16 protein-coding genes are annotated in these 15,934 nt (G+C 36.1%); 12 read left to right on the top strand and 4 right to left on the bottom strand.

Going from position 1 to position 15,934, the window contains the following annotated elements; genetic code table 11:
• Nucleotides 1-136 precede the first annotated feature (136 nt).
• The 3 genes from MTZ49_RS14925 (at nt 137) to MTZ49_RS14915 (ending at nt 2,491) form a co-directional block, all read left to right on the top strand.
• Complete coding sequence (locus tag MTZ49_RS14925; protein ID WP_264746244.1) at nt 137-1,366, top strand: 2-octaprenyl-3-methyl-6-methoxy-1,4-benzoquinol hydroxylase; 1,230 nt, start codon at nt 137-139, stop codon at nt 1,364-1,366.
• 71 nt (nt 1,367-1,437) lie between these two features.
• Nucleotides 1,438-1,923 carry a DUF3465 domain-containing protein gene (locus MTZ49_RS14920; RefSeq protein ID WP_264746243.1) on the top strand — a complete coding sequence of 162 codons (486 nt, stop codon included), beginning with the start codon at nt 1,438-1,440 and terminating at the stop codon, nt 1,921-1,923.
• Nucleotides 1,924-1,969: 46 nt separating this feature from the next.
• Nucleotides 1,970-2,491, top strand: a complete 522-nt coding sequence (locus tag MTZ49_RS14915) for a YcxB family protein (RefSeq protein ID WP_264746242.1) — start codon at nt 1,970-1,972, stop codon at nt 2,489-2,491.
• 43 nt (nt 2,492-2,534) lie between these two features.
• On the opposite strand, the gene hemA is transcribed toward MTZ49_RS14915, so the two are convergent.
• Nucleotides 2,535-3,743: a 5-aminolevulinate synthase gene (gene hemA / locus MTZ49_RS14910; RefSeq protein ID WP_264746241.1), complete on the bottom strand. Its 1,209-nt coding sequence runs from the start codon at nt 3,741-3,743 to the stop codon at nt 2,535-2,537.
• A 328-nt stretch (nt 3,744-4,071) separates the two neighbouring features.
• On the opposite strand from hemA, the gene gabD reads away from it, so the two are divergent.
• Both gabD and gabT read left to right on the top strand, forming a co-directional pair.
• On the top strand, nt 4,072-5,514 hold the full coding sequence (gabD, locus tag MTZ49_RS14905) for an NADP-dependent succinate-semialdehyde dehydrogenase (RefSeq protein ID WP_264746240.1): 1,443 nt from the start codon (nt 4,072-4,074) through the stop codon (nt 5,512-5,514).
• A 109-nt stretch (nt 5,515-5,623) separates the two neighbouring features.
• Nucleotides 5,624-7,021 (top strand): 4-aminobutyrate--2-oxoglutarate transaminase, encoded by a 1,398-nt coding sequence (gene gabT, locus MTZ49_RS14900; protein ID WP_264746239.1) that lies wholly within the window; start codon nt 5,624-5,626, stop codon nt 7,019-7,021.
• A gap of 65 nt (nt 7,022-7,086) precedes the next feature.
• Here gabT and MTZ49_RS14895 read toward each other — a convergent pair whose 3' ends face one another.
• Entirely contained in the window at nt 7,087-7,257 is a 171-nt protein-coding gene (locus MTZ49_RS14895) for a hypothetical protein (RefSeq protein WP_264746238.1), read from the bottom strand.
• A gap of 393 nt (nt 7,258-7,650) precedes the next feature.
• On the opposite strand from MTZ49_RS14895, the gene MTZ49_RS14890 reads away from it, so the two are divergent.
• Nucleotides 7,651-8,469: a DUF1266 domain-containing protein gene (locus tag MTZ49_RS14890; RefSeq protein ID WP_264746237.1), complete on the top strand. Its 819-nt coding sequence runs from the start codon at nt 7,651-7,653 to the stop codon at nt 8,467-8,469.
• Between the two features lie 229 nt (nt 8,470-8,698).
• On the opposite strand, the gene MTZ49_RS14885 is transcribed toward MTZ49_RS14890, so the two are convergent.
• Nucleotides 8,699-9,529, bottom strand: a complete 831-nt coding sequence (locus tag MTZ49_RS14885) for an aminoglycoside phosphotransferase family protein (protein WP_264746236.1) — start codon at nt 9,527-9,529, stop codon at nt 8,699-8,701.
• A gap of 148 nt (nt 9,530-9,677) precedes the next feature.
• Nucleotides 9,678-9,917 (bottom strand): cold shock domain-containing protein CspD, encoded by a 240-nt coding sequence (gene cspD, locus MTZ49_RS14880; RefSeq protein WP_264746235.1) that lies wholly within the window; start codon nt 9,915-9,917, stop codon nt 9,678-9,680.
• 400 nt (nt 9,918-10,317) lie between these two features.
• Between cspD and dapA the strand changes: the two genes are divergently transcribed.
• The 6 genes from dapA (at nt 10,318) to MTZ49_RS14850 (ending at nt 15,908) form a co-directional block, all read left to right on the top strand.
• Nucleotides 10,318-11,199 (top strand): 4-hydroxy-tetrahydrodipicolinate synthase, encoded by an 882-nt coding sequence (gene dapA, locus MTZ49_RS14875; RefSeq protein WP_264746234.1) that lies wholly within the window; start codon nt 10,318-10,320, stop codon nt 11,197-11,199.
• Between the two features lie 90 nt (nt 11,200-11,289).
• Nucleotides 11,290-12,420, top strand: coding sequence for an outer membrane protein assembly factor BamC (bamC, locus tag MTZ49_RS14870; protein WP_264746233.1), 1,131 nt, complete (start codon nt 11,290-11,292; stop codon nt 12,418-12,420).
• Nucleotides 12,421-12,455: 35 nt separating this feature from the next.
• Entirely contained in the window at nt 12,456-13,166 is a 711-nt protein-coding gene (gene purC / locus MTZ49_RS14865; RefSeq protein WP_264746232.1) for a phosphoribosylaminoimidazolesuccinocarboxamide synthase, read from the top strand.
• Between the two features lie 193 nt (nt 13,167-13,359).
• Nucleotides 13,360-14,172: a pyrroline-5-carboxylate reductase gene (gene proC / locus MTZ49_RS14860; protein ID WP_264746231.1), complete on the top strand. Its 813-nt coding sequence runs from the start codon at nt 13,360-13,362 to the stop codon at nt 14,170-14,172.
• Between the two features lie 79 nt (nt 14,173-14,251).
• Nucleotides 14,252-15,172, top strand: a complete 921-nt coding sequence (gene rdgC / locus MTZ49_RS14855) for a recombination-associated protein RdgC (protein ID WP_264746230.1) — start codon at nt 14,252-14,254, stop codon at nt 15,170-15,172.
• Nucleotides 15,173-15,191: 19 nt separating this feature from the next.
• A complete protein-coding gene (locus tag MTZ49_RS14850) occupies nt 15,192-15,908 on the top strand; it encodes a 5'-methylthioadenosine/adenosylhomocysteine nucleosidase (RefSeq protein WP_264746229.1) in 717 nt (238 codons plus the stop codon).
• Nucleotides 15,909-15,934: the final 26 nt, after the last annotated feature.

The following is a 15,934-nucleotide window of genomic DNA, read 5'->3' as shown; positions in this document are numbered from 1 at the left end:
TAATAGGTTTTAGTCACCGATTTGTTGTTATAAAAATGGGTTAATATTTTTTGATTGTAAACAGCTTATTGTATTATTCTCATCATCATTATTTGAAATTATAGTATGATATTGGCAATTTTTTTAGGTTAGAGGAATGATAATGCAAGCAGATATCGTTATTGTCGGTGCAGGTATGGTTGGCAGTACGCTGGCTTTAGCATTAAAAGATTCTGGATTAAGTATTGTTGTGTTAGAGAGTAATACAACTACTTATAAAGAGTTTACCGTTGAAACACCTTTTGAACCGAGGGTAAGTGCGATTTCCATTGCTAGTCAACGAGTATTGCAACATGTGAATGCTTGGAACGGTGTGCTTGCAAGACGCTTATCTCCTTATAGCCAAATGTATGTATGGGATGGTTCAGGCACTGGTCATATAGAGTTTGATGCAGCTTCTGTACATCAGCCAATATTAGGCCATATTATTGAAAATAGGGCAATTCAAGATGCTCTATTAGAAAAATTAGAAGAAGCAAATGAAACCATTACATTATTACCTGAAGTTGAGTTGGAAAGTTTAGAGCGTACAGCAGAAGGTTGGAGTATTGTTTTAAAAGATTACCTACAGATTCAAGCTAAACTAGTTGTGGGCGCAGATGGTGCACGCTCTAAAGTAAGACAGTTAGCCGATGTAAAAACACGTGAGTGGGATTATTTTCATCAAGCAGTTGTTACCAGTGTGCGTTGTGAAAAAACTCATCAACAAACAGCATGGCAACGTTTTACAGATGAAGGCCCGTTAGCTTTCTTACCTTTATCATTAGAGGGTGATGAACATTGGTGTTCAATTGTTTGGTCTTTACCACCTACCACTGCTGAACAAATAATGGCTTTGGATGATGAGGCATTTTGTAAAAAACTCTCTGAAACCTTTGAGTATAAATTAGGGAAAGTAGAACATGCAGATCCTAGAATGTGTATACCACTTCGCCAACGTCATGCTAAACGCTATATTCAACAAGGTTTAGCTGTTATTGGCGATGCGGCTCATGTAATACATCCATTAGCAGGGCAGGGTGTTAACTTAGGCTTTATGGATGCGGCAGCGTTAGCTGAAACGTTGCTTGAAGCTGTAGCACAAAATGAAGATATTAGTAGTGTAAAAGTGTTGGGTCGTTTTGAGCGTAATAGAATGCCTCATAATTTAGGTATGATGGCAGCGATGGAAACCTTTGAACGTTTATTCCAAGCGGATCCATTACCTTTACGTTGGCTTCGTAATACAGGATTAAAAGTAGTTAATCAATTACCAGAAGCAAAAGCATTATTTATTCGTAGAGCATTGGGTATTGAGGGTTCTTTACCTAAAATGGCAATGGCTTAACTGATTATTTATAATATGTAAGCCCCTACTATAGGGGCTTTTTCTTGAAAAATATATGAGTAACATTATTAATGAAAAAGAATTTTTTTACGGTATTGCCATTAGTTATTACTTTTGCCGTTATTTTTGCATGGCAATTATATGTTGAACAGCCCACTCCAACTGTAGAACCATCAACTAGTCAAACTGCTAATCAACATCAAATAGATCATAATCCAGCTACTAATAATCCTCAGTTATTAGCTGCTTATAATGATCGGGTTGGTAAGTTACAAGTTAAGGGGCAAGGGACTATTGTTAAAATATTAAAAGATGACTTAGAGGGTAGTCGCCACCAACGCTTATTATTAAGAGTGAATGATAATCAGACAGTATTAATTGCTCATAATATAGATTTAGCGCCACGTATTCCTAATCCTGAAGTAGGAGATATAGTAGAGTTTTATGGTGAATATGTGTGGAATAATAAAGGAGGTGTTATTCATTGGACACATAAAGACCCTAGTAGTAGACACACAGATGGCTGGTTACGTTATCATGGTAAACGTTATCAATAACTTAGATGAACTAGGAATGATTTTTATATAATGGAGTTTAGATACCATGAAACCTTTGATGATAACAAAGGAAGATTTACTTGCAGTAAATAGATTAAATTGGATAAGAAACTTTCGAATTAATAAATGGAAGTTTTTAGCTTTTGAGGTAGGTGGAGGGGTTTTAGGGTTTATCTTAATATTAGGCATTTTTACAACGCCTACTGTTGGGCTTATAGTAGGTGGACTAGGGTTAATTTTATTTATACCGTTTATTATTGTTGTTAGTTGGTTTATTGTTTTTCCTTTTTCGGCTAGTCAACAATTTCGTAAAAACAAAATCCTTTCAATACCCTATATGATAAAGTGGGATGAATCTTATTTTTATATATCCAGTGACCAAACAGATGCTAAATTAGCATGGAGTGTTTTGATGGATATGGTTGAAAATGATGACTATATATTGCTTTATTCGCATACTTTAATATTTCATTTGATTGCTAAACGCTATTTTGATAGTACTGAGGAAATGGAAAACTTCTTACATACAGCTAAAGCAGGTATGAATATAAACCTTACAAGCAAATAATCACTTACATCTTGAGATGGTAGTAGTTTGGAAGTTACGTAGTTTAATCTGTAAACCTTAATCCTAATGTTTGCCAAACCTCTACCAATGCTTCTACTAGATGATGAATATGATGATCTGTATGAAGCGGGGTAGGGGTTATTCTTAACCGCTCAGTACCTTTTGGTACAGTAGGATAATTAATAGGCTGAATATAGATATTATGTTTTTCTAATAAACGTTGACTGGCTGCTTTACATTTTTCCGCATCACCTACCATCACAGGAATAATATGGGTATCGGTAATCAATTGGGGTATTTTAGCTTCTGCTAGTGCTTGTTTAGCTTTTCTAACTTGCTGTTGTTGTAACTGTCGTTCAGTATTCGACTGTTTTAGGTGTTGTACAGAAGCTTTTGCAGCAGCCGCTACTGAAGGTGGAATAGCAGTAGAAAAGATAAAACCCGGTGCATAGCTACGAATAGCGTCAATAATATTAGCATTAGCAGCTAGGTAGCCGCCCATTACGCCAAAAGCCTTACCTAAAGTGGCTTCAATCACATCAATACGTTGCATGGCTTCAACTTGTTCTGCATAACCACCACCATGTTTGCCATACATGCCGATGGCGTGTACTTCATCTATATAAGTCATGGCTTGGTATTTTTCAGCAAGATCACAAATAGCATGGATAGGTGCTACATCACCATCCATTGAGTAGATACTTTCAAATACAATGAGTTTGGGACGATCACCTGCTTCTTTTAATAATTGCTCTAAATGATTAAGGTCATTATGTTTAAAAACAACTTTATCACAATGAGATTGTTTAATGCCTTCAATCATTGAGTTATGGTTATAGGCGTCAGAGAGAATTAAGCAGTTAGGAATTAATTTAGCGAGGGTCGAGATACCTGTTTGATTAGAAACATAGCCAGAGGTAAATACTAACGCAGCTTGTTTTTGGTGAAGGTCGGCTAGTTCTTGTTCAAGTTCTACAATAGCATGACTATTGCCAGAGATATTGCGTGTGCCACCAGCGCCAGTTCCATAACGCTGTGCTGTAGTACACATGGCTTCAATAACAGCAGGGTGATGTCCCATGCCTAAGTAATCATTAGAACACCAAACGATAATTTGTTGGGCTCCTTCTGCTGAATGCCAAAAGGCTACAGGGAATTGGCCTACAATGCGTTCAATGTCTGTGAAAACACGATAACGACGTTCTGTATGTAATTTATCTAATGCCGTATTAAAGAAATCTTGGTAGTTCATTACTTAGTAACTAATCGCTGGCTGTTAAAATAAATAAAGTAGAAACTGCGTTGAGTTAGTTTATAGTTTTAAGAAACATAGTTAACGCAATTCAATAGTTATTTGTTTACTACTGTTCTTTTCAGTTGGCTAAGTATACTCTAATCTAAATTTTTTTTAATAAAAAATCCGTCATATCGTTAAAAATGTAGAAAATATTTTTGATAAGTATTGTTCTTTTCCGCTATAAGTTCTAGGATAGTGCTCATAATTTTTAACATCTATTTATAAACTCTTATAGTCGCTTAGTGTCAATAATCACTAACACACAACAATAATGGAGAATAATATGCAATTGAAAGACACCAGTCTATTTCGCCAACAAGCTTATGTGGATGGTAAATGGTTAGATGCCGATAGTGGTAAAACTATTGAAGTAACCAATCCAGCGACAGGTGAAGTAATTGGTACAGTACCTAGAATGGGTGCTGCTGAAACTAAACGTGCCATTGAAGCTGCTAATAAAGCTTTGCCTGCATGGCGAGCTAAAACAGCAAAGGAGCGTTCAGTTATTATTCGCCGTTGGTTCGATTTATTAATTCAACATCAAGATGATTTAGCTTTAATCTTAACCACTGAGCAAGGTAAACCATTAGCAGAGGCTAAAGGTGAAATTGTTTATGGTGCTTCTTATTTAGATTGGTTTTCAGAAGAAGCTAAACGTGTTTATGGTGATGTGATTCCTGGTCATATGACAGATAAACGAGTGGTTGTTATTAAACAACCTATTGGTGTGACTGCGGCTATTACACCTTGGAATTTCCCTAATGCGATGATTACACGTAAAGCTGGCCCTGCATTAGCAGCTGGTTGTACGATGATTATTAAACCTGCAAGTGCTACTCCTTATTCAGCATTGGCTTTGGTTGAGCTTGCTGAGCGTGCAGGTGTTCCTGCTGGTGTGTTAAGTGTTGTAACGGGTTCGGCAGGTGAAATTGGTAATGAATTAACCAGTAATCCAATTATTCGTAAGCTTTCTTTCACAGGTTCTACTGAGATTGGCCGTGATTTAATGGCTGAATGTGCGAAGGATATTAAGAAAGTATCTTTAGAGTTAGGTGGTAATGCTCCCTTTATCGTATTTGATGATGCTGATTTAGATGCAGCTGTTGAAGGTGCGATGATTTCTAAATACCGTAATTCAGGCCAAACTTGTGTTTGTGCAAACCGCTTATATGTGCAAGACAGTATTTACGATGCGTTTATTGAGAAATTCAAAGCGGCCGTTGCTAAGTTGAAAATTGGTAATGGGGCTGAAGCGGGCATTACCACGGGTCCTATGATTGATGGTAAAGCAGTAGAAAAAGTACAAGAGCATATTGAAGATGCAGTAAGCAAAGGGGCTAAAGTGGTTGCAGGTGGTAAAGCACTGGGTGGTAATTTCTTTGAACCTACCATTTTAGCTGATGTACCTAAAGATGCCAAAGTATCTAAAGAAGAAACTTTTGGTCCATTAGCACCTGTATTCCGCTTCAAAACAGAACAAGAAGTGATTGAGTACGCTAATGATACTGAGTTTGGTTTAGCTTCTTACTTCTATGCTAAAGATATGTCACGTGTAATTCGTGTTTCTGAAGCGTTAGAATATGGTATGGTAGCTATTAATACTGGTTTATTATCTAATGAAATGGCACCCTTTGGTGGTGTTAAAGCTTCTGGTTTAGGCCGTGAAGGTTCTAAATACGGAATTGAAGATTATTTAGAAATTAAATATTTATGTATTAGTATTTAATTATTGGTGATTTCAGAAACATTGGCAGTCGATCATCGTATGCTGCCAATGACATCTTCTGAAGTTGTATCCTAACCCGACTGGATCGATGAACAGTCAAGAGGACATTATGGCTAAACAAGTAAAATCAACTAAAACAGTAAAACAATCAAAACCAACAGCTAAAGTAGTGAAACCAGCAAAAGCTGTAAAACCAGCTGCTAAAGCAGTTAAACAAGCAAAGCAAACTAACGCTAAATTATTTAAGCGTCGTGCAGCGGCAGTAGCTAATGGTGTGAGCATGATTCACCCAGTGGCTGTAGAGCGTGCAGAGAATGCTAAAATATGGGATGTTGAAGGTAAAGAATATTTAGACTTTGCTGGTGGTATTGCAGTATTAAATAGTGGTCACTTACATCCTAAAGTAGTTAGTGCTGTTCAAGAGCAATTAACTAAAGTAACTCATACTTGTTTCCAAGTAGTGGCTTATGAGCCTTATATTGAGCTTTGTGAAAAAATTAATGAATTAGTACCTGGTAAGTTCCCTAAAAAAACATTACTTGTAACTACTGGTTCAGAAGCTGTTGAAAATGCTGTGAAGATTGCTCGTGCGGCGACTGGTCGTCAAGGTGTAATCGTATTTGATGCTGCTTATCATGGCCGTACTATGTATACCCTTGCGATGACTGGTAAGAAAGTTCCTTATGCCGCGGGTATGGGTTTAATGCCAGGTGGTGTGTATCGTGCACTCTTCCCACGTAAATTGCATGGTGTAAGTGTAGCGGATGCATTAGCAAGTGTTGAGCGTATCTTTAAAAATGATGCGGAACCACGTGATATTGCAGCAATTGTTCTTGAACCTGTACAAGGTGAAGGCGGTTTCTATGCAGCGCCAAAAGAGTTCTTTAAAGGACTACGTGAAATCTGTGATAAACATGGTATTGTATTGATTGCTGATGAAGTACAAACAGGTGCTGGCCGTACGGGTACGTTCTTTGCAATGGAGCAAATGGGAGTAGTACCAGATTTGACTACGTTTGCTAAATCTATTGCTGGTGGTTTCCCATTAGCTGGTGTTTGTGGTCGTGCTGAGTTAGTAGATTCTATCCCACCAGGTGGTTTAGGTGGTACTTATGCAGGTAACCCACTTTCTTGTGCAGCAGCATTGGCAGTAATTGATGTATTTAAAGAAGAGAAATTACTAGATCGTGCTAATAAGTTAGGTGCTAAAGTTAAGAAAGCATTAACTGCTATTCAGAAGAAACATCCTACCATTGCCGAAGTTCGTATTACTGGTGCAATGATAGCGTTTGAGTTAATGGACAAGAAAACCCATAAGCCAAATGCTGAGCTAGTAGCTAAGATTGTAGAGCGTGCTCGTGAGAAAGGTTTATTATTACTTTCCTGTGGTTCTTACTACAATATTATGCGTATTTTAGTACCTTTAACTATTTCTGATGCAGATTTAGATAAAGGTTTAAATATTATTGCTGAGTGTTTTGCAGAGTTAGATAAAGGTAAAAAATAATTTATCTAATATCTTAGTAATAAAAAACCCATCATTTTGATGGGTTTTTTATGTATAAAATAAAATTATTTTTTCTTACCTTTTTTCTTCTTATTAGCTTTTTTACTACTAGGTAATGGAAATGCTTTTTCAAAAGCATTATGAACTTCTTGTAGCTTTTTCTCATGAATATCATGGATACGTTTACTACGTTCTTGTTTAAAATTAACTAGGTTATTGTCAGTTGTTTTCTTCATAAAAGCACACTGTGTAAGCTGAACAAGATAATACATATTTTAGAAAATAGTTATACTGAGCTTTAGCTTATTCTTAGTCAATAAATAATAATGGAAATGATTATAAAATAAAAAAATTCTTATTGATTAGTCATAAGGGATTATCTTTATTTGGATAAGATTAGAGTTAGTTCGTTTTATAAATTGAATATTATCAATAAGTAAGTTTTATTAAAAATCAGAATAGGCGCTGGCTTTATTGATTGCTTTGCTCTAAAGTGATTGTTTTTAAAGATAAGTCTTGTTATTTCTTGATACAGTAATTTAATAAAACTACTTTTATCAAGCTATTTAACATGATTAAAATGATGTCCTTTTAATTGATCCTTTCTTTGTGAAGTAGGGGATAGTTTAGTGGAAGCTAAAGATTTTTATACAGTAGCAGATAATCATGTACTGAAGTTTACAGAACAAACAGATTTAACTGAGGATGAAAAATGGTTAATTGCTTTAGGAGGAATTTTTTCTAGCCTAGCAGGAGACTATGTTAATAGTATTGAAACTGGACGAACTAATCAGGAAATCAGAGAATCATTACGTAAACATTGGTTAATTAATGACAGAGCTGCTTTTGAGCATGCTGCTTTACGATTGGCTATTGGTGAAAAAAGAGATCTTTATTTATCTCGCTTAAAAATGCTACGTCGTTTTTTTGATTTTCATGATAATGCTAATGTTGCTGTTAAATTTGTTGCAAAATTCTCACCGTTATTGGCTGTGGATTGGTATCAAACAAGAACTAAAGAAGATTTACGTAAAGTTGCTAGGGAAAAATTAGAGTTAGACCGATTGGCTAAACCAGGTAATAAAAAGAGTGAAGAGTTATTTGCTTTACTAAAAAATGCTAATGAATGGCGTAAAAAATTAGACTGTGTGGCTGACTATCATCAGGTAAATGATTTGGTTGCTTGGGATGCAGTGTGTTTAGTTAATTTAGCGCGTTGTGCTACACAGATTCATTTTATTGACCGTACAGAGTTTGTTAAATATGCTGGTGCTATTAAAAAACAAGTACAGGCTGCTTATAATAGTTGGAATGAAGCTGCGCTTGCTTACTTAATGGGCACTTTCTTATGGCAATATTCTGAAAGTAAAGCAAAAACAGTGATTAGAACAACTTGTCAATATTTAGAGGATCCTAGAACCTTAGTTCACTCTGTCAAATTTAAATAACAGTATGTTCGTTAGACCAGAAGTCAGCCAAAAATTTCTGCAATTTAAGATTTAGTTGAGAAAGCCTTTAAAACAGCTTAAGTGGCAAATGGTAATGAACAAGCGTTTGCTATTCAATCACGCGTAGATATTCACATTCAATATGTTCAAAGTATATGAACTGATAGACAGTGTTCTAAAAGATGTAGGCGGTGTTGTAGATGTTGTTTGGCGCTGTTACTGGTGGGTTTTAAAAGTCATCTATATTATTAATCATTTTTGGATTTAATTGTTGAATAGCTAATTTAGCTATACTCAATACAAATTTTGCTTCTGGTGTTTGATCGTCCTCAATAAACCAAGCTGCTGATAAGCCTGCAAAAGCAATAATCCATTTGATTAGTCGAGTTCGTTCAATGCCAGATAAAGCAATAATATTGTTTAATTGTCGAGAAAAATATGCTGGGTTATTTGCAATGCTTAGGTCAGGGTTACAAAGTAAATTAGCATAATCAAATCCTCTTTCACCGATGACTCGTTTAGGATCAATAGCTAGCCAACCACGCTCGAAATCTAGAATATTACGATGATGAATATCACCATGTAACACAACAATATCTTGTTCTGTGGCTAGTAAGTCATCAGCAATATTTTTGCAAAAAGCAAAAATATTAGGTAATGCTTGATTGATCTTTTGTAAAGATAAAAAGTGTTGTTGTAGCGAAATTAGCTTAGTAGGTGGTTGTTTCAAACGAGGGCTATGTAGTTGTTTTATGGTATTACAAATTATGGCTGTTGCCTGATCTGCTTGATTATTAAGTGCCATTGTGAGCAAAGAGCGTTGGTCACGTGCTTTTTCCATAAGTAGGGCTGTATCGTGATGAGCCAATACTTTTGCTGCGCCTTCTCCCTCCCACCAGCACATCACAAGATATCCTATTTTTTCCTCTTCACAGGAGGCTAGTTTGAGTATAGCTTCATTACCATTTGTTTGGATAACAGGTACTATTTGACTGGAGGGGGTATTAATGATTTCTCCATTAATAGAGAGTTGCCAACGCTTTAAATAATATTCAAGCATAATAGACCAATCTGTTAGCAGTGACAGTCAAGCACTTTAACAAAGTTTATGATAGTTAGCTAGGTGAGTGAGTAATAATGTTATTACATCAAGAGTTATTTAAAGCAATTTTTTTAGGTATGGACATGGTTAGTCCATACCCTGAGGTTTATTGATTATTAAAGGAGTCAGGTGTTAATTGGGCTTGTTCAAGAACTATATTTTTAGCATGTAATCCTTTATTCCCTTGCTCTATTTCGAAAAGAACGTTTTGACCTGCTTTAAGCGTTTTATAGCCATCTATTTGTATGGATGAATAGTGTACAAATAAATCCTCGCTGTGTGTCTCTGATGAAATGAAACCATAACCTTTGGTGTTATTGAACCATTTAACTTTGCCACGTAGCATATACATCTTCCTTATGATTTGAGAACCCTTATAATAAATAGACTGTACAAAGTACAGCTCCCAATTTGCTGGCTTTGCTTTATATTTAGCCAGTCTATTATTATATAATGAAATAGTTAAATTTAATTTGTTTGTTTAATTGATTTGTGCAAAATTTCATTACAGAAATTTACATAATCGTAAAAATAATAATTGTTTTTTAAAAACTAGAAAATAATACTAAAGTTTATAATGGATAAATTCTTCTAGGCATAAAACTATTATTTAACAAACCATAATATTGTAGTGAGCATGGTCAATTGACATGTTATATCGTAAAATAGCAATTATTAATTGTGTACAAAATATTGGATAGACAGTAGTATAATTCTTTTCAAATAAGTTTTTTAGGAACCGTCAAATGATCACAGGTAGTATTGTTGCGCTCGTTACCCCTATGGATCGTACAGGTAATATTGATTGGGATTGTCTCAATCGTTTAGTCGATTTCCATTTAGAAGAAGGTACTCATGCAATTGTTGCTGTAGGAACTTCAGGTGAATCACCAACTTTAGAGTTTGATTCTGAGCATTTAGAGGTTATTCGTCGTGTTGTGAAGCGAGTGAATGGTCGTATTCCAGTGATTGCTGGTACTGGTGCTAATTCTACTCGTGAAGCTATTGCTTGGACTAAAGCAGCTAAAGAAGTTGGCGCAGATGCTTGCCTATTAGTGGTTCCTTACTATAATAAACCTACTCAAGAAGGGCTTTATCAGCATTTCAAAGCCATTGCAGAAGCAGTGGATATTCCTCAAATTCTTTATAATGTACCAGGCCGTACTGTTTGCGATATGCAAGCAGAAACAGTTGTACGTCTTTCTCAAATACCTAATATTGTCGGTATTAAAGATGCTACTGGTGATATTGAGCGTGGTCGTGCCCTTTTAAAGCAAGTAAGTAAAGATTTTGCTGTTTATTCTGGCGATGATGCTATTGCTCTTGATTTAATTGTTGCTGGTGGTAAGGGTAATATTTCAGTTACTGCCAATGTGGCGCCGCGTGCCATGAGCGAGCTATGTATTGCTGCATTAGCAGGTGATATTGTAAAAGCGCAAGAAATTGATGCTTCATTGGCGGAGCTGAATAAAGCACTTTTTGTGGAAGCGAATCCAATTCCTGTAAAATGGGCACTGCATGAAATGGGGTTAATTCCTGAAGGAATTCGTTTACCATTGACTGTACTTAGTGAACGTTACCATGAGCAAGTACGTCACGCGATGCGCCAAGCAGTTATTCTTGAATAAATATTATTTAGCCATTGTTATGATGAATAGCGCAACTAGCGTCAGCGTCTCAGCTATAACGCCGAGGAAATGTTTAAGGAGTTTAAAGCCATGAGACAATTGGCTAAATTATCAGTAATCGCTGTAGTTATTTCAACCACAAGTGGTTGTGGTTGGTTATGGGGAGAAAAAGGTTATTTTAAAGACCGTTCTAATGATTATTTAGATGCTAAACAGGCACCTTTAATTACAGTTCCTGCCGATTTACAACAAAATACTAAGCCATTAGATCCCCTCTATCCTATTCCTGCTAATATTCCTAATTCAACAGCAGGTAAAGACTTTGAAGTGCCTCGTCCGGTACCTTTACAAATAGTTAATGAGAGTAAAGCATTTAGCTTGCAAAGTAGTCAAGGTGTGCAATGGTTTATTGTACAACAACCAACCATGCAAGTGTATGGACAAGCTTTTCAATATTTTCAACAAGCAGGATTTCATATTGATGTTACTCGACCAACAACAGGTGAGTTTACAACCAGTTGGGTAAAGCCTAGTGCATTAACCAGTATGTTATCTAATCGTCTATTGGCTATAGATCCATCATTGACTAAAGAAGAGTTTAAGGTAAGAGTAAGAATTGAACCTGGAGTAAGTTCTAATACTAGTGAAGTTTATACATTGGTTATGGTTCGTGCAGAGGATAGTACAGCAGACGCTGCTTGGCCTGCAAAATCACAAAATGCTTCAGTGGAATCAGTATTACTAGATGAGTTAATGGCTAATATGTCTAACACTCAAGCTATGGATAGTACAGTATCTTTACTAACAGATAGTCAGGTAGAGTCTACACCTGTAGCTTCTACAACTGCTGTTTTATCTAGAGATGCACAGAATATGCCCGTGCTAGTTATGAATGGTGATTTTGATTTAGTTTGGTCACGGGTAGAGCGTGCTATTACTACGGCTAATATTAAAATTGATGATATGGATCGTAGTATGGGTGCTTATTATGTTAATTTGGCTGAGAAGGCTGATGGTAGTTCTGATGTGGGCTTCTTTAGTCGGTTATTTGGTGGTAATTCACAGGCTAAGCGCGATGCGAGGGCTGAGCGTTATATTATTAAAGTAGATAAGGTGGATAATGCCATTAATGTCAGTGTTCAGAATGCTAAGGACAGTAGTCCAGCAGCTGCTGATAAAGCTGAAGCAATACTTAAGCAACTTAAAGATAATATGAATTAAGCATATAAATTAGCCTTAATAAAGAGTGAAAATAGATGGAAAAGCGTGAAGAACTTTACCGCGGTAAAGCAAAGTCAGTATTCGCAACAAGTGATGAGGATCGTTTGATTCTTTACTTTCGTAATGATACTTCAATGATGGATGGGGAAAAGATTGAGCAGTTAGAGCGTAAAGGGGAAATAAATAACCGTTTTAATGCTTTTATCATGCAAAAGTTAGAGGAAGCAGGGATTCCTACGCAGTTTGATACGTTATTATCAACCAATGAATCTGTAGTAAAAAAATTACAGATGATTCCTGTAGAGTGTGTAATTCGCAACTATGCAGCAGGTAGTTTAGTACGTCGTTTAGGTGTGGAAGAGGGAATTGCTCTTAAACCGCCAGTGTTTGAATTATTTTTAAAGAATGATAAGTTACATGATCCCATTATCAACGAAAGTGTAGCTATTACTTTTGGTTGGGCTAAAGCTGAACAGTTAGCTCGTATGCGTGAATTAACTTATCAGGTAAATGAAGTATTAACTAAATTATTTGATAAAGCAGGCTTATTGCTGGTTGATTTTAAATTAGAGTTTGGTTTATTCCATGGTGAAATTGTTTTGGGTGATGAGTTTAGTCCAGATGGCGCTAGATTATGGGATAAAGAGACACTTAAAAAATTAGATAAAGATCGTTTCCGCCAAGGTTTAGGTGGTGTAGTAGAGGGTTATATTGAGGTTGCTAATCGTTTAGGTGTTCCTCTCTAGTTATTTTTATAAATTAAAAGGGCTATTTAATAGCCCTTTTCTTTTTCAGTAAAATAAAGTTTGGTCTATTATGGCTAAGTTTAAATACATATTCTGCTAAATAATCTATCTATTACAGGCGAAAGGATAACTACTGTTTATGGTATAGTTAGTTTAAAATACTGTGTTGAATAAGGTGTATTGGAGATAAGGCATGAATAAAAAGATTGGTTTTATTGGCACTGGTAATATGGGTGGTGCCATTATTGGTGGGTTAGTACAAAGTAAAGTATTAGCCGCTAATCACATTTATGCAATCAATCATCATCCTAAAAGAACACAAGAGTTGGTTGAAAAGTTTGCTATTAATGCAACTAGTAGTATTGAAGAGCTTACCAAAGTCAGTGATATTGTAGTAGTTGCAGTAAAGCCTAAAGTGGTGGCTGAAGTATTGGCTGAAGCAGCGCCTTTTCTAAAGAAAGATGCAATCATTATTTCAGTAGCAGCAGGTGTCACTTTAGCAAGTTTAGAAAAGGCAATCGGTTCTAAACAAAAGTTAGTGAGAATAATGCCTAATTTACCTTCATTGGTAGGTGAGGGCATGAGCTCTATAACAGCTAATGAGTTGTTAACAGAAGAAGATTTGGTGTTAGTTAAAGAGATTTTCAATAGCTTTGGTAAAGCTGAGGTTGTAGTAGAAGATTTAATTCATGCTGTAGTAGGGGTAAGTGGTTCTTCGCCTGCTTATGTGTTTATGTTTATTGAGGCATTGGCTGATGCGGCAGTACAAGGCGGAATGCCTCGTGAACAGGCTTATACCTTTGCTGCCCAGTCGGTGTTAGGTTCTGCTAAAATGGTATTGGAAACAGGTATCAGTCCAGGTGCTTTAAAAGATATGATCTGTTCACCTGGCGGTACTACTATTGAGGCTGTCTGTGAATTAGAAAGAAAAGGTTTTAGATCAGCAGTAATTGATGGAACTATGGCCGCTATGGCTAAATCTGCAGTAATGAGTAAGAAAGATTAATTATTATTGATAATTGTTATGCAGGCTAGTTTATTGACTAGCCTGTTTGTTTTGATACATTGAAAAAGAGTTGTTATTTATGTGGTTTCGTAATTTATTAGTCTATCGTTTAACCCAACAAATTCCGTTAACTGAAGAAGAGTTAACTAAAGCGTTACAAACTAAGTTGGCTAAGCCTTGTACTTTTCAAGAGTTATCGACCTTCGGTTTTATTGCTCCTTTTGGTAAAGGTGAAGATGCACCTTTAACTCATGTAAGCCAAGATTTTTATTTAATTGCAGCACGTAAAGAGGAACGTATTTTACCCGCTAGTGTGATTAAAGAAGCATTGCAAGAAAAAGTAGATGAGATAGAGGCTAGAGACGCTCGTAAGGTTTACAAAAAAGAAAAAGATCAGTTAAAAGATGAAATAGTACAGGATTTATTACCTCGTGCTTTTAGTCGTAAAAAAGTAATTTATGCAGCTATTGCGCCTAAGTTAGGGTTAATCTTAGTAGATAGCACCAGTACCAGTAAAGCAGAAGAGTTACTATCTACTTTACGTGAGGCGTTAGGTTCTTTACCCGTTAGGCCTGTTACTGTAAAAGTTGCTCCTAGCGCTACGTTAACAGATTGGATTAAGACACAAAAGTCAGCGCAAGGTTTCCAAGTGTTAGAGGATTGTGAGTTGCGTGATACTCATGAGGATGGTGGAATTATTCGCTGTAAACGTCAAGACTTAACCAGTGAAGAGATTCAAATTCATTTGAAGTCGGGCAAAGTAGTGACTCAATTAGCATTAACATGGCAAGATAAATTATCATTTATTTTGGATGATAAGTTTGCTATTAAGCGCATTAAGTTTGAAGATTTATTATTAGAGGAAGCTGATAAAGAAGGTGGTGATGATGCCGCTAGCCAGTTTGATGCAACCTTTATATTAATGATGCTAACGTTTACTGAATTTGTTCCTGCACTTTTGGAAGCATTAGGTGGTGAAGAGTTACCACAAGGTATTTAACCATTGAATAGGTAGAGAAATGTCTGATAAAAAACCAGTAGATATTGCCATTATAGGTGCTATGGCAGAAGAGGTAGAGGCCTTAGTTGCTTATTTAACAGAACCTGCTTTATATGAAAAATTAAGCAGTGTTTATTATTCAGGTAAACTAGCAGATAAAGAGGTAGTAGTATTCCAGTCTGGTATTGGTAAAGTAGGTGCTGCTGTATCAACTGCCTATGTGTTAGAACATTTCTCACCTAAATTTGTTATTAATATTGGTTCAGCGGGTGGTTTTGATCCAAAATTAAAAGTTGGTGATGTGGTTATTTCTTCTGAAGTATGCTATCACGATGTAGATGTTACCCTCGTAGGTTGTGAATATGGACAAATTCCTAATATGCCAGCAGCCTTTGAGGCTAGTAAACAGCTTATAGAAATAGCTCAACAAGCAGTTCAGCAACACTCAAACCATAATTCCATGACAGGATTAATTTGTACAGGTGATTGTTTTATGTCAGATAAAGCAGTGGTTGAGTTGGCACGTAGTCGCTTTCCAACAATGATTGCTGCTGATATGGAAGCTGCTGCCGTTGGGCATACTTGTTATTTGTATGGTTGTCCTTTTGTGGTAATTAGGGCTATTTCAGATGTGGTGGATCAGCCTGATAATAAGATTGACTTCTTTAGTTTCTTACAAGTGGCGGCTAGAAATTCAGCAGAGATAGTGGTTAATATAGTAAAGCAGCTTAATTGATATAGAAAGATTAGCTAGGTTGGGAT

The organism is Entomomonas sp. E2T0, assembly GCF_025985425.1.
Taxonomy (GTDB): Bacteria; Pseudomonadota; Gammaproteobacteria; order Pseudomonadales; family Pseudomonadaceae; genus Entomomonas.
Note: the sequence above shows the minus strand (reverse complement) of the source record. Positions and strands in the feature narration are given on the sequence as shown.

Bases quoted from the DNA above. Each gene is read 5' to 3' on its own strand.
- MTZ49_RS14925 (WP_264746244.1), top strand. From the start codon at position 137: ATGATAATGCAAGCAGATATCGTTATTGTCGGTGCAGGTATGGTTGGC.
- MTZ49_RS14920 (WP_264746243.1), top strand. From the start codon at position 1,438: ATGAAAAAGAATTTTTTTACGGTATTGCCATTAGTTATTACTTTTGCC.
- MTZ49_RS14915 (WP_264746242.1), top strand. From the start codon at position 1,970: ATGAAACCTTTGATGATAACAAAGGAAGATTTACTTGCAGTAAATAGA.
- hemA (WP_264746241.1), bottom strand. From the start codon at position 3,743: ATGAACTACCAAGATTTCTTTAATACGGCATTAGATAAATTACATACA.
- gabD (WP_264746240.1), top strand. From the start codon at position 4,072: ATGCAATTGAAAGACACCAGTCTATTTCGCCAACAAGCTTATGTGGAT.
- gabT (WP_264746239.1), top strand. From the start codon at position 5,624: ATGGCTAAACAAGTAAAATCAACTAAAACAGTAAAACAATCAAAACCA.
- MTZ49_RS14895 (WP_264746238.1), bottom strand. From the start codon at position 7,257: ATGAAGAAAACAACTGACAATAACCTAGTTAATTTTAAACAAGAACGT.
- MTZ49_RS14885 (WP_264746236.1), bottom strand. From the start codon at position 9,529: ATGCTTGAATATTATTTAAAGCGTTGGCAACTCTCTATTAATGGAGAA.
- cspD (WP_264746235.1), bottom strand. From the start codon at position 9,917: ATGCTACGTGGCAAAGTTAAATGGTTCAATAACACCAAAGGTTATGGT.
- dapA (WP_264746234.1), top strand. From the start codon at position 10,318: ATGATCACAGGTAGTATTGTTGCGCTCGTTACCCCTATGGATCGTACA.
- bamC (WP_264746233.1), top strand. From the start codon at position 11,290: ATGAGACAATTGGCTAAATTATCAGTAATCGCTGTAGTTATTTCAACC.
- purC (WP_264746232.1), top strand. From the start codon at position 12,456: ATGGAAAAGCGTGAAGAACTTTACCGCGGTAAAGCAAAGTCAGTATTC.
- proC (WP_264746231.1), top strand. From the start codon at position 13,360: ATGAATAAAAAGATTGGTTTTATTGGCACTGGTAATATGGGTGGTGCC.
- rdgC (WP_264746230.1), top strand. From the start codon at position 14,252: ATGTGGTTTCGTAATTTATTAGTCTATCGTTTAACCCAACAAATTCCG.
- MTZ49_RS14850 (WP_264746229.1), top strand. From the start codon at position 15,192: ATGTCTGATAAAAAACCAGTAGATATTGCCATTATAGGTGCTATGGCA.